We start from the raw sequence: 18,586 nt of genomic DNA, 5'->3' as shown, positions 1-18,586 counted from the left end.
CGGGAAAACTACAACGTTGGAGAAACTATGCCGCACCAGCTGCCTGCCACGGAAAACCCTGCAGCACCGCCCCTGGTGCCGCTGCGTCCGGACGCATTCGCCACCCCGTACCGGGACCCCGTATGGGACGGCCCCACCGACCCCATCCTGGTGGCTGACCACCTCACAGGCGGGTGGGTGCTCTTCTACACCCAGCGCCGCGCCACTACTCCGGGGCTGACGGGGGTGGAATGGGTGCACGGGACCGGTATCGGCGTCGCGAAATCGTCCGACGGCGGCACCACCTGGCGCTACCGCGGCACCGTGGAGGGACTTGTCCCGCCCGGAACGGAACTCCCGGCAACCCTCTGGGCGCCCGACGTCGTCCGCATTGGCGACCGTTGGATTATGTATGTGACTGTCCTCGGCGGCAGGCGCACGGACTGGACCGGGACGGCGGAAATCGTCCAGTTTGCCAGCACGGACCTGGAAAAGTGGGAGTACCTGGGCCGGATCGACCTGGGCTCCCCCCGGGTGATCGACGCCGCTGTGGCCCGGTGCGGTGACGGCCGGTACCGCCTCTGGTACAAGGACGAGGCCCGCGGCTCCACCACCTACAGCGCGGTGAGCGCCACTCCGGCAGACCCGTCGTCATGGAAGCGCGAAGGTGTGGCAATTCCCGGGCGCCCGCACGAAGGACCCAAGGTCTTCCGGCTGGGCGGCAGCTACTGGATGATCGTGGACGAGTGGCGGGGCCAGGCGGTCTACCGTTCCGAAGACGCAACGGGCCATTGGGTCCGGCAGGAGCACCGTGGCGGCCTGATCCTCACGGCGCCGGAATCGGTGGACGGAAGGCCCGTCGTCGGACGCCATGCCGACGTGGTGCCCCTGGCGGAACGGGCACCCGGGGAAACGTCCGACGGCGGCGCGCAGCGTGCGCTGCTGGTGTACTTCACGCACCCTTACTGGGGCGGCGAGGACATCGACACGATGGCACCGGACCCGCGCACCCGCCTCAGCCACGTCCGGGCGGCAGTGCTGGACGTGCGGGACGGCGTCCTGGTGTGCACGGAACACTGAGTACAGAAGCTGCGGCACCACGAAGGGCCAAACCCTGGAACTATAAGCCGGCGGCTGCCGGCACCGGTCCAAGGTTTGGCCCTGACTCGTGCATTCGGGGCGGGCCCGGCGTGTGCCGGGGCCGCGGGAAGTGGATCTGCCGGAGCTAGACCCGCTGCGGCGACCCCAGCTCCACGGGATCCTCATCCATCAGGTAAGCCAGCTCGGAGTGGGCCGCGAGGTCGATGCCGCGCAGTTCGTCCTCGGGCTTGATGCGCAGGCCGCCCATGGTCTTGTCCAGGATCTTCGCCAGGATCCAGGTGACGCCGAACGAGTAGGCCAGCACCGTGACGGTGGCGAGGGCCTGGACGCCCAGCAGTTCGAAGCCGCCGCCGTAGAAGAGGCCGCTGACGCCGTTCGGAGCCTTGTCCGTGGCGAAGAGACCGATCAGCAGCGTGCCCAGGATGCCGCCCACCAGGTGGACGCCGACGACGTCGAGGGAATCGTCGAAGCCCAGGCGGAACTTCCATTCGATGGCCAGCGAGCAGACGGCCCCGGCGATGGCGCCGATGGCCAGTGCGCCGAGCGGGCTGACGGCGCCACAGGCGGGAGTGATGGCTACCAGCGCGGCGATGAGGCCTGAGGCGGCGCCCATGCTGGTGGCCGCACCGTGCCGGACCCGCTCAACGAGGGCCCAGGCAAGCAGCCCGGTGGAGGCAGCAACGGCGGTGTTCAGGAAAACCACCGACGCCGACTGGCCGGCGGAAAGGGCGGAGCCGGCGTTGAAGCCGAACCAGCCAACCCACAGCAGGCCCGCGCCCACCAGCACCAGTGGCCGGCTGTGCGGCTTGGCGTGTTCCACCTTGGGCCAGCCGGAGCTCTTGCCCAGGACCAGTGCCAGTGCCAGTGCTGCGGCGCCGGCGTTCATGTGGACCGCGGTGCCGCCGGCGAAGTCGATGGCCTTGATGCCGTTGGCGATCCAGCCGCCAACGGTGCTGCCGTCAGCGGAGTCGAACGCGAACACCCAGTGCGCGATGGGGAAGTAGACCACCGTGGCCCAGATGCCGGCGAACAGCATCCAAGCGCCAAACTTCATCCGGCCTGCGGCGGCACCGGCAACGAGTGCGGTGGTGACGCAGGCGAAGAACAGCTGGAACGCTGCGAACAGGATGACCGGGATGGACGCGGAATCGTCCTTGGCCAGCAGCTGCCCCATGCCCGGGAACTCGGTGACGTCACCGATGAGTCCCAGTCCGCCCACGGAGTTTCCGAAGGCCATCGAGTAACCGAACAGTGCCCAGAGCACGGCCACCAGGCTGGCGCCGCCGAAGCACATCATCATCATGTTCAGGATCCGGCGGGACCCCACCATGCCCCCGTAAAACAGGGCCAGGGCGGGAATCATCATGCATACCAGCGCCGAGCTGGCCAAAATCCAAGCGACATTTCCCGAGTCCATGGGAAACCCCTTTCAAGATGCGAAAAGAACGGTAAGTTGCCGTCAGAGCCGTTCCGACAAGTGGGACGCGGGTGGAGAAACCGCGGCCGGCGGAGGGGCGGCTTTTGCCGTCTGATACCAATGTATGGCGGCTATTTTTGGGTAGGTTTCGGCTGTGTTAAATGGTGGTTTCAGCCAATTGCACGTGAGTTTCAGCTGTCACGCGGCGCGCAGCAGTACCGGGGGCAACTACTTGGCGGAAATGGCCAGGAACCGGATGGGCAGGTCCAACAGTTCCAGGGGGCCGTGCGGGCCTTCCCCGTCGAGCAGCAGGGAGTCCCCCGGCTCCATGGCGTACTCGTAGGAGCCGTGCCCGTACACCATCTTCCCGGAGAGCATGTAGATGAACTCCGTGCCCGGGTGCTGGAACAGCGGGAAAACGTCGCTGGCGTCCGTGAGGGTCACCAGGGTGGGTTCCAGCGCATCGGTACGGCCTTTGAGGGTGCCCAGCACGCGGTATTCGTGGCCGTGCTGGGTGCCGCTGCGGACTGTCAGGCTCCCCTGGCCGCTCTTGGTGAAGGTGGCGTCCCGGTCCGTGTCCGCGCCGCGGAACAGTGCGGTGACGGGAACGTTCAGTCCGTCGGCCAGCCGCTGCAGGGTGGTGAGCGAGCAGGACGTGGTGGCGGTTTCCACCCGCGAGATCATGGCCTTGGACATGCCGGTCCGGGCTGCCAGTTCGGCGGAGGACAGGCCCTGCGTGGTGCGGTAGTGCCGCACCTGGGCCGCGATGACCTGCTCCAGCCGGCCGGCCACCTGGTCGCCGTCATGGTCTGCTCCGCCGTCCCCGGCCTGTTCGGTCATGGTTGCCATCTTAGGCGGGCCGCGGGACAGCCGGCGTACGACGGCGGCCCTAGCCAAGGACGCGCGCCCCGCCCAGCAGCCCGGCAAGGGAGTCCGCCAGGGCCTGCGCCCCGGCTTCGGCGTCCCGGTCCTCCACGAGTTCGTCCGGCGAATGCGAAATGCCGGTGGGGTTCCGGACGAACAGCATGGCGGTAGGCAGGTGTGCGGCCAGCACGCCGGCGTCGTGGCCTGCCCCGGTGTCCAGCACCGGCGCACCGGGCAGCAGTTCCTGCAGCCGGTCCCGCAGGCCGCCGTCGAAATGCACGGTGGGACTGAGCGATTCCGTGGTGAGGGTCGCCTCGCAGCCTTCCTCCGCGGCGATGACCTGGGCGTTCAGCCCGATGGCCTCCACCAGCGCCGCAGTCACTGAGTCTTCGGGGTGGCGGACGTCGATCCACAGGTCCACCCGCGAGGCGATCACGTTGGTGCCGCCGGGGACGGGCTGGACCCGGCCCACCGTGGCGCGGGCATCCTTGTATTTGCGGGCCGTGTCCCGGATGGACACCACCACCTTGGCCGCCGCGATCATGGGGTCCTTCCGGTCCCTCATGAGCGTGGTGCCGGCGTGGTTTCCCTCGCCCGTGATGCTGAGTTTCCAGCGGCCGTGGCCCAGGATCGACGAGCCGACCGCCACCGGCCGGTCCAGGTCGATGAGCCCCCGCCCCTGCTCCACGTGCAGCTCCACGAACATCCCCAGCTGCTGCAGGGCCTTGTAGTCGGGACCGATGAACCGCGGGTCCTGTCCGTTCGCGGCGGCGACGTCGGCGTAGGTGTTGCCGTCCGGGTCGCGGAGGTTGCGGGCCTTGTCAGGGTCCAGGCCGCCGCTGAGGAGCCGCGAGCCAAGGCAGGCCACGCCGAACCGGGAGCCTTCCTCCTCCGGAAAGACGGCGAGCGCCAGGGGCCGCCGCGGCCGGAAGTTCCGGGCTTTGAGGAGGTCGACGGCGACCAGCGCCGAGGCGACCCCCAGCGGGCCGTCGTACTCGCCGCCGCCGGGGACGGAATCGAGGTGGCTGCCGGTGGCCACGGCGTCCTTCCGCACGCCCGTCGCAGTGTCCCACCAGGCCCACATGATCCCGTTGGCGTCGGTATGGACATCCAGCCCGCGCCGGCCGGCCTGCTCAATGAACCAGGTGCGGAGGTCCGATTCGGCGGTGGAGAACACCGGGCGTGAGTAGCCGCCGCGGGCACTGTCACGTCCGACGTCGGAGATTTCCTTGAGGAGGCCTGCGACAGTAGGTGCGCCGGCAGTTTCGGCGGGTACCGCGTGCGGCGCGGGTGCTGTCTGGGGAAGGGTCACGGTAATCCGTTCTACGTGGTCAGTGCCGATGAGGCGGTGCTGCGGAACCTGTCAGGCACGGCACCGGTTCCGGTTGCCAGGTCCGCGGCCCACTGTCCGATCAGCGGCGCGAATTTGGCCCCATGGCCTGAGCAGGGCGAGACGACGGTGAGGTTGTCCGCCCGGTCGATCAGGAAGTCCTCGGTGGGCGTGTTCGTGAAGAGGCAGGTGGTTTCGGCGTACGGCTCGGGATCCAGTCCCGGCAGGCAGCGGCGGACATAGTCCACCACGCGGGCGCGGTTGGCCGGGTCCACCACTCCGGTCTGCTCGGCGGCCGACGGGATGCGGGGGCCGCCGTTGTATTCGGCCACCTTCTGGCCCGCGAAGCCGGCGTCCCGTCCGCCGGGGAGGCCGTAGGTTTGGATGTCGCCGGCCTTGTGGATGAAGGTGGGCCAGTTGGTGGCGGAAAAGCCCGAGTCTTCCCGGTACCGGAAGTGGAAGGCCTGTTCCTGCCGGACGGTGAACTCGGGCAGGCCGGCCAGGAAGCCCGCCGGCAGCGGGAGGGACTCCAGCAGCCGTGGCAGCCAGCCGCCCGCGCTGATCACCACGTTGCCGGCGTCGAGCGTTTCCCCTGTGGAGGAGTGCAGCCGGTAGCCGCCGTCCAGGCGTTCCACCCGGTCCAGGCTCCAGCCGGTCAGGACTTTTGCACCGTGCCGGACCGCGAGGGCCACCATGGCGTTGACTGACGTTTCAGTGTCGATCACGCCGGCGCCGGGGTGCCAGAGGACCTCGGTGTCGAACGCGATCTGCGGCCAGCGGCTCCGTGCTTCGGCGGCGGACAGCAGCTCGTGGTCGATTCCGGCGCCGGCCAGCACGTCAGCGAGGAGGGCGGGTTGACGCTTTGGACCGAAGTCCACCGCGCCGAACGGCGTGATCAGCTCAGCGCCGGCGTCCGTTGCGAGCCCGTCCCAGAGCGCTTTGGAGTCGAGCACGGCCCGGGTGTAGAACGGGTCCGGGTAGGCGTAGCGGAAGATCCTGGCGGAGCCGTGGGAGCTGCCGCCATGGGCGGCGGGTACGTCGCGCTCCAACAGGGTGACCTGGTGGCCGCGGGCTGCGAGCTGCCACGCGGTGGCGGCACCGGCAAGGCCGGCGCCCACCACCACATAATCCGACGCGTCGGAAGAAGGTCCAGCCATCAGAAGCTTCCCTGCACGCCGGGGATCCAGCTGGTGCCGGCCAGCGGCACCCGGGCCATCGCGGAGGCCTCGATGGTCAGAGCCACCAGGTCTTCCGGCTCCAGGTTGTGCAGGTGCGATTTTCCGCAGGCCCGGGCAATGGTCTGGGCTTCCATGGTGAGGACACGGAGGTAGTTGGCCAGCCGCTTACCGGCGGCCACGGGGTCCAGGCGGGAGGAGAGCTCCGGGTCCTGGGTGGTGATGCCGGCGGGGTCGCGGCCGTCCTGGAAGTCGTCGTAGAACCCGGCGGCCGAGCCCAGGGCCGAGTATTCGGCGGCGTAGCGGGGGTCGTTGTCGCCCAGGGCAATCAGCGCCGCGGTGCCGATGGCCACGGCGTCCGCGCCCAGGGCCATGGCCTTGGCGACGTCGGCGCCGGTGCGGATGCCGCCCGAGACGATCAGCTGGACCTTGTGGTGCATGCCGAGTTCCTGCAGCGCCTGGACGGCCTGCGGGATGGCGGCGAGGGTGGGGATGCCGACGTTTTCGATGAACACCTGCTGCGTGGCCGCGGTGCCGCCCTGCATGCCATCGAGCACCACCACGTCGGCACCGGACTTCACGGCGAGCGCGGTGTCGTAGTACGGCCGGGACGCGCCGATCTTGACGTAGATGGGGGTCTTCCAGTCGGTGATTTCGCGGAGTTCGCCGATCTTGATCTCGAGGTCGTCCGGGCCGGTCCAGTCCGGGTGGCGGCTCGCGGACCGCTGGTCGATGCCCACCGGGAGGGTGCGCATCCCGGCCACGCGTTCGGTGATCTTCTGGCCAAGCAGCATGCCGCCGCCGCCGGGCTTGGCGCCCTGGCCGAGGACGATCTCGATGGCGTCAGCCTTGCGGAGGTCGTCCGGGTTCATGCCGTAGCGGGAGGGCAGGTACTGGTAGACAAGGTGCTTGGACTGGCCGCGCTCCTCAGGGGTCATGCCGCCGTCGCCCGTGGTGGTGGAGGTGCCCACCTCGGACGCGCCGCGGCCCAGCGCTTCCTTGGCGTTGGCGGACAGGGCGCCGAAGCTCATGCCGGCGATGGTCACCGGGGTCTGCAGGTGCAGCGGGTTGCTGGCGTAGCGGTCGCCGAGGACGACGTCGGTATCGCACTTTTCGCGGTAGCCCTCCAGCGGGTAGCGGGACATGGAGGCGCCAAGGAAGAGCAGGTCGTCGAAGTGTGGGACCTTGCGCTTGGCGCCCCAGCCGCGGATGTCGTAGACGCCGGTGGCGGCGGCGCGCTGGATGTCGGCGATGGTGGCGCGGTCGAAGGTGGCGGACTCGCGGAGGCCCAGTTCGGCAATGTTTGCTGGTGCTGCGGCGGGCGCCTGGGCGGGAACCGGAAGGGAGGTGATGGTCATGGTGGCCTCCTAGTAGGCAGTCGAGTTGTCGACGTGGAAGTGGTAGAGGTTCCGGGCGGAGCCGTAGCGCTTGAAGTCGGCCGGGTTATCGGTGCGGCCGGCGGCGGCCAGGAGTTCCGCGAGTTCGGCCAGGTGCTCGGCCTTCAGCGGCTTTTCGATGCAGTCGGCGCCCAGGGAGGCCACGGTGCCCTTCACGTAGATCCTGGCCTCGTAGATGGAGTCGCCCAGCGCATCCCCCGCGTCGCCGCAGACCACCAGCCGTCCGGCCTGGGCCATGAAGGCGGACATGTGGCCGATATTGCCGCCCACCACGATGTCCACGCCCTTCATGGAGATCCCGCAGCGGGCGCCGGCGTTGCCGTCGATGACCACAAGGCCGCCGTGGCCGGTGGCGGCCGCGGACTGCGAGGCGTCGCCCTTGACGTGGACGGTGCCGGACATGATGTTTTCGGCCAGTCCGACGCCGGCGTTGCCGGTGACGGTCACGGTTCCCTTTTGGTGCATCCCGGCGGCGTAGTAGCCGGCGTGGCCTTCGATGGTTACGGTGGCGTCGGCGTTGATGCCGACGGCGAGGCTGTGCTTGCCGCCGGGGTTGGTCACGGTCCAGGACTGGCCGTCGGCCGCGTTGTGGAGCGCCTGGTTCAGGTCTCGGACCGGGGCGCCGGACAGGTCGACGACGGCGTGTGCCTCAGCAGGAGCTGCAGTTTCCAGGGTTTCGGGGGCTGTCAGAGTGACCATGTGTAGACCTTTCCGGGTTCCGGTTCAAAGATGCGGGCGTTGTCGATGCCGGGCAGTGCTGCCAGGGCGCGGTATTCGGAGGCCATGGCCACGTAATCGTCTGTTTCGGCGATGATGGCGGGCTTGCAGGCGATGGGGTCGCGGACCACGGCCATGCTGTCCGCGGTGGTGACCACCAGGGTGTAGAAGCCGTCCAGGACTTTGCCCAGGTTCACCAAGGCTTCCTCGAGGGTGTCGCCCTGCTGCAGCCGGGAGGCGACATAGCGAGCGCCCACCTCGGTGTCATTCTCCGAGTCGAACACCACGCCTTCGCGCTTGAGCTCGCGGCGGACGGTGGCGTGGTTGGAGAAGGACCCGTTGTGCACCAGGCACAGGTCGTCGGCCACAGAGAAGGGGTGCGAGCCTCCGGCGGTGACGGCGGATTCGGTGGCCATCCGGGTGTGGGACAGGCCCTGGCTGCCGGCCATGGCTTCCAGCCCGTGGTCGGCGGCGATCTCCATGGGGTGGCCCACGCTCTTCATCACGGCCACATGTTCGCCGCGGCCGATGACGGTGGCGGCTGGCAGGGTTTCGGTGACCGCCTTCACCAGGAGGTCGGTCCCGACGGCGGCGCTCACCAGGGTGGTGTCGCCCACCACCTGCACGGCCACTGCCGCGTCAAACGGAAGGAGCGCCGCGACGCCTGCGGTGATGTCCGCCGTCGTCATTCCCTGGTCCCTGCCGAGCAGGCTCAGGGTGGACGTGCCCGGCGACACCAGGCCCGGGGTGTTGTAGACGGCGAGGCCGGCGGAGTCGGGTCCGCGGTCCACGATCTGGCAGAGCATCGAGGACAGCAGGCTGCCCATCCGGGGGTGCAGCGAGGGATTGCGCAGCTGCAGCGCGGCGATTCCGCACATGGTGGGATTCCTTTACTTCGTAGGGATTAGATCGAGGTGAGGTAGGTCCGGATTTCCCAGTCGCTGACCTGGTTGTGCCAGCTGAGGAACTCCTCTTCCTTGGCGTTTGCGTAGTAGGTTCCGATCTCCGGATCTCCGCTCAGGCCGGTCAGGATCACGGGGTCCCTCCGGAGCGCTTCCACGGCGTGGAGCAGGGTGGCGGGCAGCAAATGGGCGTCCGCCTTGGACTCCCCCGGCCCGGATGGCGTGCCCGGGTCGAGGGACTTCTCCACACCGTCCAGCCCTGCGGCGATGGCGGTGGCGACGGCGAGGTACGGGTTGGCGGAACCGTCGCCGGAGCGGAGTTCGATCCTTTTGTTGTCCGGGACGCGGATCATGTGGGTCCGGTCGTTGCCGCCGTAGGAGGCCTTCCGCGGGGACCAGGTGGCGCCGGATGAACTGGTGGTGGCGCCGGTGCGCTTGTAGGAGTTGACCGTGGGGGCGAGGAAGGCCTGCAGCGCGGGGGCGTGGTCCAGGATGCCGGCAATGAAGGAATACGCGAGGCCGGACAGTCCCAGGCCGCGTCCGCCGTCGTCCGCGTTTCCGTCGTCCCCCGGGAACAGCGCCTCCGCACCCGACCACAGCGAGAGGTGGAAGTGCAGGCCGGTGCCGGTGCGGTCCGTGAACGGCTTGGGCATGAACGTGGCGGTCATGCCGCGCTGCTCGGCCAGGATGTTCAGGATGTAGCGGAGGGAGACCACCCGGTCGGCGGTGGTGAGGGCATCGGCGTAGGTGAAGTTCTGCTCGAACTGGCCGGCGGCATCCTCGTGGTCGTTGGCGTAGTTACCCCAGCCGAGCGAGTTCATCGCGTCGCTGATGGACGTGAGGTGCTCGTACATCCGGGTCACGCCGCGGGCGTCGTAGCAGGGGCGGGGCGAATCGTCGCGGGCGTCGGCGGTGCTCAGCGTCCCGTCGTCGTTCCTGTTCACCAGGAAGTACTCCACCTCGGCGCCCACCTTGGCCTGCATGCCCCGGTCCGCCAGGCGGGCCAGGGCGTTCTTGAGGATGACGCGCGGGGCGTAGGGCCAGGGCTTGCCGTCGACATGCGGGTCGCAGTGGATGATGGCCAGCCCTTCCTTGATGAAGGGGACGGGGGTGAAGGAGGCAAGGTCCGGGACGGCGATGAGGTCCCCGTCCTGGGGTTTCTGGCCGATGAGGCCGGCCGCGTAGCCTGCGAAACCCATGGCGCCTGCTTCGAGTTCGTCAGCGGCCTCCACCGGGACGAGCTTGGCGCAGGGCTTGCCGGTCATGTCCACGAACGTGGCCAGGAGGAAGCGGACGTCATGGGCGCGGGCAATGTCCGTCAGGGAAATGCGTTCCGCCAGGGCTGGCGGAGCCTGGCCGGCGAGGCCGGCGGCGGGGGTTACAGCAGGGGTTGCGACACTGGTCATCGAAACATTCCTGTCAGGGTTGGCGTTAGCTATCAGTAAACCTTGTTGCATCAGAGTATCCAAACCCGTATTTCGCGCGTCGGGCCGGAAGGTTAAATGCATGTTTCGGTGGGATGGGGGTAAGCGTCCAGCAAAGAGAGGGCGTACCCGTTGAGCAATGATCAGACCCCCGACCCACAGTCACCCACCCCAGCTGAGGCAACCGTCCCGGACTTACGGGTGGGGGTGGTGGGCATTGGCTGGGCCGGCCAGCAGCACCTCAAGGCCTACTCGGCGCTGGACGGAGTAAGGATCGTCTCGGTGGCAGGGATGGAGCAGGACCTCCGGGACTCCCTGCAGGCCGAATACGCCATTCCGAACGCCTTCGCCGACTGGCAGGACATGCTGGACCACGGCGGCCTGGACGCAGTCAGCGTGGCAGTACCCACCTTCCTGCACGCCCCAATCTCCATCGCCGCCCTGGAACGGGGTATCCACGTCCTGAGCGAAAAGCCCATCGCCCGCAACGCCGCGGAAGGCCAGGCCATGGTGGACGCCGCCCGCAAGGCCGGCCGCGTCCTGGACGTCGCCTTCAACCACCGCCGGCGCGGCGACATCAAGGCGCTCAAGGAGGTCATCGACCACGGCGGCCTGGGCAGGCCCTACTACGCGAAGGCGTCATGGCTGCGGCGCGCGGGCATTCCCACGCTGGGCAGCTGGTTCACCAACCCGGAGCTCGCCGGCGGCGGGCCCTTGGCGGACATCGGCGTCCATGTGCTCGACTTCGCCCTGTACCTCCTCGGCGAGCCCAAGGTGGTGGCGGTCTCCGCGGCCACCCATGCCGAACTGGGGCCGCAGGGCCGGGGCGGCGGCAGCCGGTTCTCCGCCCACGCCACCAGCCACGCCTTCGAAGTGGAGGACTTCGCGACGGCATTCCTCCGGCTGGAGGGCGGCGCGACCCTGCTGGTCGAGGCCAGCTGGGCAGCCTACCGGGAAACCGATGACCAGCTGGACTTCACGGTGTACGGGACCGACGGCGGCGCCGAGCTCAGGGTGCACGGGGCGCCGTTCCCGCCGGTGGGCCGGCTGCGGGTGTTCACGGACAAGGACGGCGGGTCCGCGGACTACCTGCCCCCGGTCCTGCCGGGCCGCGCGCACGATGCAGTGGTGGAGGATTTCGTCACCGCCGTGCGGGGCGGCGAGCACGTATGGGCCAACCATGACGGATCCCTGGCGCTGTACCGCGCCCAGGTCATCGACGCGTGCTACCAGTCCGCACGCGAGCAGAGGGAGGTTCGGCTCTGATGGACGGCAAACTCCGGATCCTCGTGTGGAACGAAGGCCTCCACGAAGCCAACAACGAGCCGTCCCACATCGGGGAGATCTACCCGGACGGCATCCACGGAGCCATCGCCGCGGGCCTGCGCTCCCACCTTCCGGAGGCGGACATCACGACGGCGGTCCTGGCCACGGATCCCGACCACGGCCTTGCCGAGGAGGTGCTCGCGGAGACGGACGTCCTGTTGTGGTGGGGCCACATCGCGCACGCCGGGGTGGGGGACGCCGTCGTCGAACGCGTCCACCGGCATGTGCTGGGCGGTATGGGGCTGATCGTGCTCCACTCGGGGCACTTCGCGAAGATCTTCACCAAACTGCTCGGCACCAGCTGTTCGCTGGCCTGGCGGAATGACGGCCAGCGGGAGCTGGTGTGGACCGTCAAGCCCTCCCATCCCATCGCGGAGGGCGTGGAGAGCCCCATCGTCATTCCGGAGCAGGAGATGTACGGCGAATTGTTCGACATCCCGGACCCGGACGACCTGATCTTCATCAGCTCCTTTGCCGGCGGCGAGGTGTTCCGCTCCGGCGTGACCTTCACCCGCGGCAAGGGCCGCATCTTCTACTTCAGCCCCGGCGACCAGGAGTACCCGGTGTACCACCATCCGCAGGTCCAGCGGGTCCTGGCCAACGGGGTGCGGTGGGCTGCACAGCCCGGGATTGACCGTTCCGCCCCCTCGGTGACCAGCCCCGGGCGGGAGTGGTTCCAGGCGGAAAACCGTCATTGACACGGGCTGCGCGCAGGAGCAGATTGAGAGCGTTGATCCATGGGACCGGCAGGCTCTGGACGGGGCACATCCCGCCCTGCCGGCCCCGATCCCGGCCGCGCACAGCCCCGGACGAACTCAATAACCACTCCTTACGAAGGAGCCAGCAATGCCCGCAGTAACGGTGAAGGACCTGGAGTCCAAATCATTTGACCAACCGGACGAAAAGCGCCGTCCGCCCAAGACGCAAGTAGACGTGGTGAACATTGGTGGCGCCACCCTGGGCCGGTTCACGTTTGAGCCCGGCTGGCGCTGGTCAGAAACCGTCAAGACGGTTGTCCATACGGACAGCTGCCAGAACAATCACCTTGGTTTTTGCACCTCCGGCACCCTGACCGTCCAGCTGGACAACGGAACCGGCATGACCATCCAGTCCGGTGACGCCTACTCCATCCCGGCCGGCCACGACGCCTGGGTGGAGGGCGATGAGACGTTTGTTGGCTACGAAGTCATGAGCGCGGCAGAGTACGCCAAGCCTGCCTGACCCTTGGGTTCCACCCCTATCGCCAGGAAAGGGAGGTCCGGCAGGGCCTCCCTTTCCTGCTGCCGCGGCCCTACCGTGGAGGGAACGCAACGATCGGAGAGCAATGAAAGTCACCGTCATCGGCGGCAGCGGCCACATCGGTTCGTTCCTGGTCCCCCGGCTGGTCCAAGCCGGCCACGAGGTCACCAACATCAGCCGCGGCACCAGCAAGCCGTACACAGAGGCACCGGAGTGGCAGCAGGTGCAGCACGTCACCGCGGACCGGCAGGCAGAGGACCAGGACGGAACCTTCCCTGACCGGGTGGCCGCCCTCAAGCCGGACGTCGTGGTGGACCTGGTCTGCTTCACCCTCGAATCGGCGGCTGCGCTGGTGCAGCGGCTGCGGGGCGAGGTGGGGCACCTGCTGCACTGCGGCTCCGTCTGGCGGTACGGGCAGAGCCTGAAGCTGCCCATCAGGGAGGGATCGGATTCAGCCGCACCGCCTTTTGGCGAATACGGCGTCCAGAAAAACAGGATTGCCCTGATGCTGCAGGAGGAAACCGCCAGCGGCGGGCTGGCCACCACGTCCCTGCACCCCGGCCACATTGTCGGGCCAGGCTGGCACCCGGTTGGTCCGCTGGGAAACCTTGATCCCACCGTCTGGCAGACGATCTCTGCAGGCCAGCCCCTCCGGATTCCCGGCAGCGGCACGGAGCTGATGCACCATGTGCACGCCGATGACGTGGCCCAGGCGTTCGAGAAGGCGATTGCCCGGCGGGAGGCAGCCACCGGTGAGGACTTCAACATCGTTGCCCCCACGGCGCTGACGGTCCGCGGTTATGCGGACATCGCCGCCGCCTGGTTCGGGCACGCTGCGGTACTGGAGACGGTTCCCTGGGACCGCTTCCGGGAGAACACCTCCCGCGAGCACGCCGATGCGAGCTGGAACCACCTTTACCGCAGCCAGTGCTTCAGCATCGAAAAAGCGGCCTCCGTGCTCGGCTACGCGCCGCGGTACGAACCGGAGCAGGCCATCTTCGAATCCATCCAGTGGCTGGTTGACCACGAACAGCTGCACGTCGCCCGCCCGCTCGGCGTCCCGGCCGGCTGAGCCCCGAAACCCTACGGGCGCAGGCGCCGCAGCCGGGCCACCAGTGTTGCGGCGAGGAGCGCCGTCCCCAGTTCCAGGGCAACAACCAGCAGCAGGTCAGTGCTGCCCGAATCAACAACAGCGGACGACGACGGCTGGCCGCCATGGGCGTGCCCGGCACCCCCGGCGGCCAGAAGCAGGACGGCGTGCACGGCGGCCATCGCCACGGCAGCGGCGGTGACCTGGTGCAGTGCGGCCACCCGGCTGTGCCGCCAGATATGGACCGTGCAGGGAACGCAGACGGCGGCGAGCGCCAGCATCAGGACGCTGAGCCATGCGCCGTGGTGTCCCGACGCCGCCAGCCCCACGTGGGCAACGCAGGAACCGGCGGTGGCCACGGCGACGACGCGGGGATGCAGGACGGGACCGTTGGCACGCAGCCGCCCCGCCGCCGTCGTACGCCCTGCCGTGGCGGGGACGAGGCTAGTGGCAGCCACCGCTGCCGCCCTCGGTGTGGCAGGAGGACGCCTGCTGGTTGGGGTTGGCGGGAACGTCCAGGACCGGGCTGCGGTCGAAGAAGCCCTCCGGCCTCAGCTTGAAGCCGACGGTGTCCACGGGCATGATGGGCCAGTCCTCCACCCGGGGGAAGTGGGTCAGGCCGAAGGTGTGCCAGACGACAATGTCCTGGCCGTCGATGTCCCGGTCCTGCGCAACGTAGGCCGGCAGGCCTGCCCCGCCGGCGTGCTGGTTCACGAAGTCGCCCGTGGGGTACTTCTCGTCCTCGGCGTACCGGGTGACCCACAGGTCCTTGGTGGCAAAGGCGGCGCGGCGGGCGATGGAGGAGTCCGGGTCTGCGAGCAGCGTGGGCTGGTTGTGGGAGTGCAGTTTGTAGCCCACGGGCTCCCCCAGCCGGTTGCGGGATTCCGGGTTGGAGATGATCCAGGTCCGGCCGGCGCGGGCGTCGGCCTCCCGGACGCCTTCGGATTCGCGGGCCAGGACGGTGCGCTTGCGGGAGAAGGCGTTGCCGCGTTCGTTGCCCGGCCCCATGGCCTGGCGGATGACATCCTCCTCCTCCACCCGGTTGGTGAACCCGTCGATGGCCATGTCCAGCCGGGCGCTGAAGAGGTGCTGGTGGAAGGGTGCGCCCAGGCCGGGCGCCAGCTGGGAGATGTTGTCCGAACCGTCTTCCGGGAACGCGGAGGTGAAGACGATCCCGGTGGCTTTGGCCTCGAATTCGATGGTGCCGTCCAGGTAGAGGTACCAGTAGAAGCCGTAGTCGTAGTTGCCGATTGTGGTGAAGAACGAGATGACCAGGCGGCGGTTGCGGCGGGTGTAGGTGACGCCGCTCCAGAGGTCGGAGTGCTTGGAGAGGATGCTCCAGTCCTCCTCGTGCATGCAGATGCCGTTGCGGATTTCCCGCGGGTTGCCGTACGCGTCGCTGATGACCGGGCTGAGGTAGGTGATCTCGCCCAGGCAGTCGCAGCCAAGTTCCAGCGAGTTGGCGTACTGGCCCACCAGGTATTCGCCGGTGTCGAAGTAGTTCTGCCAGGACCGGATGGGCGAGGGGTCGCCGTAGGGCACCACCATTTCGGCAATGGACGCACGGTTGATGATCTGCCGCTTCCGGCCGCCGTCCTGGAAGGCCAGGTTGTGCAGGACCACCCCTTCGCGGACATCGAACCCCACGTCCACGCTCCACTTCTCCCACTCCACGTGGTTGCCGCCCGTGACGGTGAAGCTGGGCCCCTCCGGCTGGGTGATGCTGATGGGCTTCTGGGTTGTGCGTACCGGGCCGGTCAGTTCGGGATCGGTGTAGTTGCCGTGCTCGGCCGGGATGGGCATGGCGCCGAGGTCGATCACCTGGGTGACTTCCTTGCTGACCACATCCACATAGGCCACCAGCCCGTCCACCGGGTGCGCCCAGGCGCTGTCCTCCGGGAATTCCTGCACGAACGCCAGGCCGCGAAGGATGCGGCGGCCTTTCTCCTCACCGTATTCGAAAACTCCGGCCGAGAGCGGCGCAACGCGGACCGTTTCGACCTCGAGGCCCCTCTCGGCGAGCGCCTTCAGCCAGCGGTCATCGGCGGCCAGGAGCGATTCCACCACGTCGAACTCCTCCTCCAGGACCGGCAGTTCGCCGGTCACCGCGGTGTCGAGTTCGACGGCGGAGAGCACCTTTTGCTGGGTAATGGAGACCACGACGTCCCGCGGCGCAGCCCCTGAGACGTCGTGGATGAAGACCCGGAAACGGCGGTCCACAGCCTGTGGTTCCGTTCCCCGGGCCGGATCCAGCAGGCCAAGGTAGGCGATGCGGTGCTGCGGGTCCAGGTGGCCTTCAGACTGCAGGATGGCGCGGACGTCAAGGATTTCCTCCGCCGTTGCCAGGCGGAAGGCCGATGCGGTTTCGGTTGGTGCAAGAGTCATGGGAAGAGCCTTTGTCCGGGCCGTCGCCGGCCACTGGTTTATTTTCTATAGTTGTAGAGAATAAACATCCGTAACATGGCTCACAAGAGTCTGAGCGAAATATTTCCGGGGAGTGGCCGCGGTGCCGAAGATAGTTGACCATGATGAGCGCCGCCTGGAACTCGTGGATGCCACCTGGCGGATCATCGCCCGGCAGGGCCTTGAGGGCGCCACCATGCGCGAGATCGCCACGGAGGCAGGCTTCGCCAACGGCGCCCTGAAACCCTACTTCCCCACCAAGGACACCCTGCTCGAATTCGCCTTCAGCCATGTGTTCAACAGGACCAACCTGCGCATCGCAGAGGTCACGGCCGGGCGGACAGGCCTGGACGCATTGCGGGCCTTTTGCCTTGAGGTCCTCCCCCTCGACGACGAGCGCGTCAACGAGGCACGCATCGTGGTCCCGTTCTGGCAAAGGGCCATCAATGACCCCCGGAAGGCGGCGATCCACCAGCAGTCGATGAATGAATGGCTGGTGGCAATCCGCCGCTTCCTGGCAGAGGCGAGGGACAGCGGCGACGTGCGTGCCGCCGTCGACGATTCCATCCTTGCCGGGCAGCTGCTGAACATGCTGCTGGGGTCCCAGATCGAGGCGGCCCTTGCACCTGTTGGCCAGATCGACTTCGGCCACGCCGCCCAGCTGGAGGGCTATCTTTCCTTGCTGGGCAAAATTCCCGGCCGGAAATGAGTGCCAAACTCGAAAGTATGCTTACTATTGAGGGGTCAGGTTCTGGCGGATGCCGGAGCGAGCACGAACTGTAAGGAGCATCTCCATGGGTTTGGATGACAAGATCGGCAACGCTGCAGAGAAGCTCGGCGGCAAGGGCAAGGAAGCTGCCGGAAACGCCACGGGCGACGAGAGCCTGAAGGCTGAAGGCCAGACGGACCAGGCAAAGTCGGACCTCAAGCAGGCCGGCGAGCACGTCAAGGATGCCTTCAAGAAGGACTAGCGGACACTCGCATAATGGGTGCAACTCCAGCCGGAGTTGCACCCATTGGCGTTTTCAGGGCCGGTCCCGCATGTCCCGCAGTTCCTGCAGCAGCTTCAGCTGTTCAGCGTTGATGTTCATCAGCATCTCTATCTGCGCCGCGGCCCGGACGTCAGTTTCGTAATCGTGCTGCGCCATGGCCGAGGCGATGGCATCCTGGCGCTTGGCTGCAATGAGCAGGATGGCGCCCTGCAGTCCCGCCAGCATGGACAGGAAAAGGTTCAGCAGGATGTAGGGGTAAGGGTCCCAAGCGTTGGTGGCGAGGACAATGGAATTCACCAGGGCCCACAGCCCCATAAAACCCAGGAACAGCCCCACAAAAGGCCAGCTGCCCATGCCGTTCCGAAGGGCGTCAGCAGCCTTGTCGCCCGTACTGAGGCCTTCTTTGTGCCGCCGGTGCCAGTTAACTCTTATCTCAGCCATGGGCCCAGAATAGGCCCGCTTAGTGGATCAGCCCCGACACCAGGTTGATGGTGGTGGCCAGGACGATGGCACCCAGCAGGTAGGACAGCAGCGCCTGGCGCAGGACCGTGGAACGGATGGCAGTGGTCTTCAGGTCGGTGTCCGATACCTGGAATGTCATGCCCACGGTGAAGGCCAGGTAGGCAAAATCCGAGTACCGGGGCTGGCTTTCCTCATTGAAATCCACTCCCGTGCCGTCGCGGTAGTAGATGGCTGCATAGCGGAGGGTGAACAGGGTGTGGACCAGGAACCATGACAGGGCAATGCTGCCCAGCGCCATGGCCACGGTGGCATCCTTGGCTCCGCCCTGCTCACTGGAGGCATCGAGCAAAATCAGGGCGACGCCCGCAAAGCTGGCCACGGTGGCGCCCAGGACCAGCGCGTCAGAGAAGACCCTGCCCGGATCCTCCCGCCGCGCATGCGCAGCGGTGGCTGCAGGGCCCAGGCGTCCGATCACGCTCCACACCCAGACGAGGTAGGTGGCCGAGGCGGCGGCCCAGCCGAGGGCCGGGGCATACGTCCAGGTGCCAAACGTGCCAACCGCCAGCGCCGCCACCAGGCCGACGGCGAGCATCACCAGCAGGCGGAGCCGGGAATGGTGGGCACAGGAGTTGAAGTTCCGGTGGTGGTCGCCGGTAGCCGTCATGGACTTCATGGCCCGATCATGGCACGCGAGGCTGGGCTGCGGCTGGAAAGGCAGTTCTTCTTATTTTCGCCAACCGTTGAAAAAAGACCGGTGCGCCGCTAACC

19 protein-coding genes are annotated in these 18,586 nt (G+C 67.6%); 7 read left to right on the top strand and 12 right to left on the bottom strand.

Annotated features, from left to right (window positions below):
- The first annotated feature begins 27 nt into the window (after positions 1-27).
- A complete protein-coding gene (locus AB0280_RS04510) occupies positions 28-1,059 on the top strand; it encodes a glycoside hydrolase (RefSeq protein ID WP_307491778.1) in 1,032 nt (343 codons plus the stop codon).
- Positions 1,060-1,204: 145 nt separating this feature from the next.
- Here AB0280_RS04510 and AB0280_RS04505 read toward each other — a convergent pair whose 3' ends face one another.
- The 8 genes from AB0280_RS04505 to glnT form a co-directional block, all read right to left on the bottom strand.
- On the bottom strand, positions 1,205-2,497 hold the full coding sequence (locus tag AB0280_RS04505; RefSeq protein WP_159630292.1) for an ammonium transporter: 1,293 nt from the start codon (positions 2,495-2,497) through the stop codon (positions 1,205-1,207).
- 228 nt (positions 2,498-2,725) lie between these two features.
- Complete coding sequence (locus AB0280_RS04500; protein WP_307491781.1) at positions 2,726-3,337, bottom strand: helix-turn-helix domain-containing protein; 612 nt, start codon at positions 3,335-3,337, stop codon at positions 2,726-2,728.
- A 49-nt stretch (positions 3,338-3,386) separates the two neighbouring features.
- Positions 3,387-4,673 (bottom strand): allantoate amidohydrolase, encoded by a 1,287-nt coding sequence (locus tag AB0280_RS04495; RefSeq protein ID WP_307491783.1) that lies wholly within the window; start codon positions 4,671-4,673, stop codon positions 3,387-3,389.
- 11 nt (positions 4,674-4,684) lie between these two features.
- Complete coding sequence (locus tag AB0280_RS04490; protein ID WP_307491784.1) at positions 4,685-5,848, bottom strand: FAD-dependent oxidoreductase; 1,164 nt, start codon at positions 5,846-5,848, stop codon at positions 4,685-4,687.
- Positions 5,848-7,224, bottom strand: a complete 1,377-nt coding sequence (locus AB0280_RS04485) for an FMN-binding glutamate synthase family protein (RefSeq protein ID WP_307491787.1) — start codon at positions 7,222-7,224, stop codon at positions 5,848-5,850. The genes AB0280_RS04490 and AB0280_RS04485 overlap by 1 nt, the downstream gene beginning before the upstream one ends.
- Positions 7,225-7,233: 9 nt before the next feature.
- Positions 7,234-7,962: a protein glxC gene (locus AB0280_RS04480; RefSeq protein WP_307491788.1), complete on the bottom strand. Its 729-nt coding sequence runs from the start codon at positions 7,960-7,962 to the stop codon at positions 7,234-7,236.
- The gene (locus tag AB0280_RS04475) at positions 7,950-8,858 is read right to left on the bottom strand and encodes a glutamine amidotransferase (RefSeq protein ID WP_307491789.1); all 909 of its coding nucleotides are present in this window, start codon (positions 8,856-8,858) and stop codon (positions 7,950-7,952) included. Before AB0280_RS04475 ends, AB0280_RS04480 begins: the two co-directional genes overlap by 13 nt.
- Before the next feature lie 26 nt (positions 8,859-8,884).
- Entirely contained in the window at positions 8,885-10,288 is a 1,404-nt protein-coding gene (glnT, locus tag AB0280_RS04470; RefSeq protein WP_366366309.1) for a type III glutamate--ammonia ligase, read from the bottom strand.
- Positions 10,289-10,507: 219 nt separating this feature from the next.
- Here glnT and AB0280_RS04465 point away from each other — a divergent pair, with 219 nt between their 5' ends.
- The 4 genes from AB0280_RS04465 (at position 10,508) to AB0280_RS04450 (ending at position 13,943) form a co-directional block, all read left to right on the top strand.
- The gene (locus AB0280_RS04465) at positions 10,508-11,572 is read left to right on the top strand and encodes a Gfo/Idh/MocA family protein (RefSeq protein WP_425328586.1); all 1,065 of its coding nucleotides are present in this window, start codon (positions 10,508-10,510) and stop codon (positions 11,570-11,572) included.
- Entirely contained in the window at positions 11,572-12,330 is a 759-nt protein-coding gene (locus AB0280_RS04460; protein ID WP_307491791.1) for a ThuA domain-containing protein, read from the top strand. The genes AB0280_RS04465 and AB0280_RS04460 overlap by 1 nt, the downstream gene beginning before the upstream one ends.
- A gap of 148 nt (positions 12,331-12,478) precedes the next feature.
- Positions 12,479-12,853: a cupin domain-containing protein gene (locus AB0280_RS04455; RefSeq protein WP_159630278.1), complete on the top strand. Its 375-nt coding sequence runs from the start codon at positions 12,479-12,481 to the stop codon at positions 12,851-12,853.
- 103 nt (positions 12,854-12,956) lie between these two features.
- Positions 12,957-13,943, top strand: coding sequence for an NAD-dependent epimerase/dehydratase family protein (locus tag AB0280_RS04450; protein ID WP_307491794.1), 987 nt, complete (start codon positions 12,957-12,959; stop codon positions 13,941-13,943).
- An 11-nt stretch (positions 13,944-13,954) separates the two neighbouring features.
- Here the strand turns inward: AB0280_RS04450 and AB0280_RS04445 are convergent, their stop codons facing one another.
- Positions 13,955-14,419: a hypothetical protein gene (locus AB0280_RS04445; protein ID WP_307491796.1), complete on the bottom strand. Its 465-nt coding sequence runs from the start codon at positions 14,417-14,419 to the stop codon at positions 13,955-13,957.
- Complete coding sequence (locus AB0280_RS04440) at positions 14,406-16,346, bottom strand: primary-amine oxidase (RefSeq protein WP_307491798.1); 1,941 nt, start codon at positions 16,344-16,346, stop codon at positions 14,406-14,408. Before AB0280_RS04440 ends, AB0280_RS04445 begins: the two co-directional genes overlap by 14 nt.
- A gap of 121 nt (positions 16,347-16,467) precedes the next feature.
- On the opposite strand from AB0280_RS04440, the gene AB0280_RS04435 reads away from it, so the two are divergent.
- Both AB0280_RS04435 and AB0280_RS04430 read left to right on the top strand, forming a co-directional pair.
- On the top strand, positions 16,468-17,073 hold the full coding sequence (locus tag AB0280_RS04435; RefSeq protein ID WP_307491800.1) for a TetR/AcrR family transcriptional regulator: 606 nt from the start codon (positions 16,468-16,470) through the stop codon (positions 17,071-17,073).
- A gap of 85 nt (positions 17,074-17,158) precedes the next feature.
- Positions 17,159-17,335 carry a CsbD family protein gene (locus AB0280_RS04430; protein WP_018770044.1) on the top strand — a complete coding sequence of 59 codons (177 nt, stop codon included), beginning with the start codon at positions 17,159-17,161 and terminating at the stop codon, positions 17,333-17,335.
- Positions 17,336-17,389: 54 nt separating this feature from the next.
- On the opposite strand, the gene AB0280_RS04425 is transcribed toward AB0280_RS04430, so the two are convergent.
- Positions 17,390-17,797 (bottom strand): DUF1003 domain-containing protein, encoded by a 408-nt coding sequence (locus AB0280_RS04425; protein WP_224023361.1) that lies wholly within the window; start codon positions 17,795-17,797, stop codon positions 17,390-17,392.
- A gap of 19 nt (positions 17,798-17,816) precedes the next feature.
- Entirely contained in the window at positions 17,817-18,491 is a 675-nt protein-coding gene (locus AB0280_RS04420) for a DUF1345 domain-containing protein (RefSeq protein ID WP_307491804.1), read from the bottom strand.
- Between the last annotated feature and the right edge of the window lie 95 nt (positions 18,492-18,586).

It is taken from the genome of Pseudarthrobacter sp. 902506025, assembly GCF_040702325.1.
Taxonomy (GTDB): Bacteria; Actinomycetota; Actinomycetes; order Actinomycetales; family Micrococcaceae; genus Arthrobacter.
This window is presented reverse-complemented; position numbering and strand designations above follow the sequence as displayed.

Coding starts and splice junctions, on each gene's coding strand:
- AB0280_RS04440 (WP_307491798.1), bottom strand. CDS start 16,346: ATGACTCTTGCACCAACCGAAACCGCATCGGCCTTCCGCCTGGCAACG.
- AB0280_RS04475 (WP_307491789.1), bottom strand. CDS start 8,858: ATGTGCGGAATCGCCGCGCTGCAGCTGCGCAATCCCTCGCTGCACCCC.
- AB0280_RS04420 (WP_307491804.1), bottom strand. CDS start 18,491: ATGAAGTCCATGACGGCTACCGGCGACCACCACCGGAACTTCAACTCC.
- AB0280_RS04490 (WP_307491784.1), bottom strand. CDS start 5,848: ATGGCTGGACCTTCTTCCGACGCGTCGGATTATGTGGTGGTGGGCGCC.
- AB0280_RS04430 (WP_018770044.1), top strand. CDS start 17,159: ATGGGTTTGGATGACAAGATCGGCAACGCTGCAGAGAAGCTCGGCGGC.
- AB0280_RS04510 (WP_307491778.1), top strand. CDS start 28: ATGCCGCACCAGCTGCCTGCCACGGAAAACCCTGCAGCACCGCCCCTG.
- AB0280_RS04500 (WP_307491781.1), bottom strand. CDS start 3,337: ATGACCGAACAGGCCGGGGACGGCGGAGCAGACCATGACGGCGACCAG.
- AB0280_RS04425 (WP_224023361.1), bottom strand. CDS start 17,797: ATGGCTGAGATAAGAGTTAACTGGCACCGGCGGCACAAAGAAGGCCTC.
- glnT (WP_366366309.1), bottom strand. CDS start 10,288: ATGACCAGTGTCGCAACCCCTGCTGTAACCCCCGCCGCCGGCCTCGCC.
- AB0280_RS04460 (WP_307491791.1), top strand. CDS start 11,572: ATGGACGGCAAACTCCGGATCCTCGTGTGGAACGAAGGCCTCCACGAA.
- AB0280_RS04505 (WP_159630292.1), bottom strand. CDS start 2,497: ATGGACTCGGGAAATGTCGCTTGGATTTTGGCCAGCTCGGCGCTGGTA.
- AB0280_RS04485 (WP_307491787.1), bottom strand. CDS start 7,224: ATGACCATCACCTCCCTTCCGGTTCCCGCCCAGGCGCCCGCCGCAGCA.
- AB0280_RS04480 (WP_307491788.1), bottom strand. CDS start 7,962: ATGGTCACTCTGACAGCCCCCGAAACCCTGGAAACTGCAGCTCCTGCT.
- AB0280_RS04450 (WP_307491794.1), top strand. CDS start 12,957: ATGAAAGTCACCGTCATCGGCGGCAGCGGCCACATCGGTTCGTTCCTG.
- AB0280_RS04455 (WP_159630278.1), top strand. CDS start 12,479: ATGCCCGCAGTAACGGTGAAGGACCTGGAGTCCAAATCATTTGACCAA.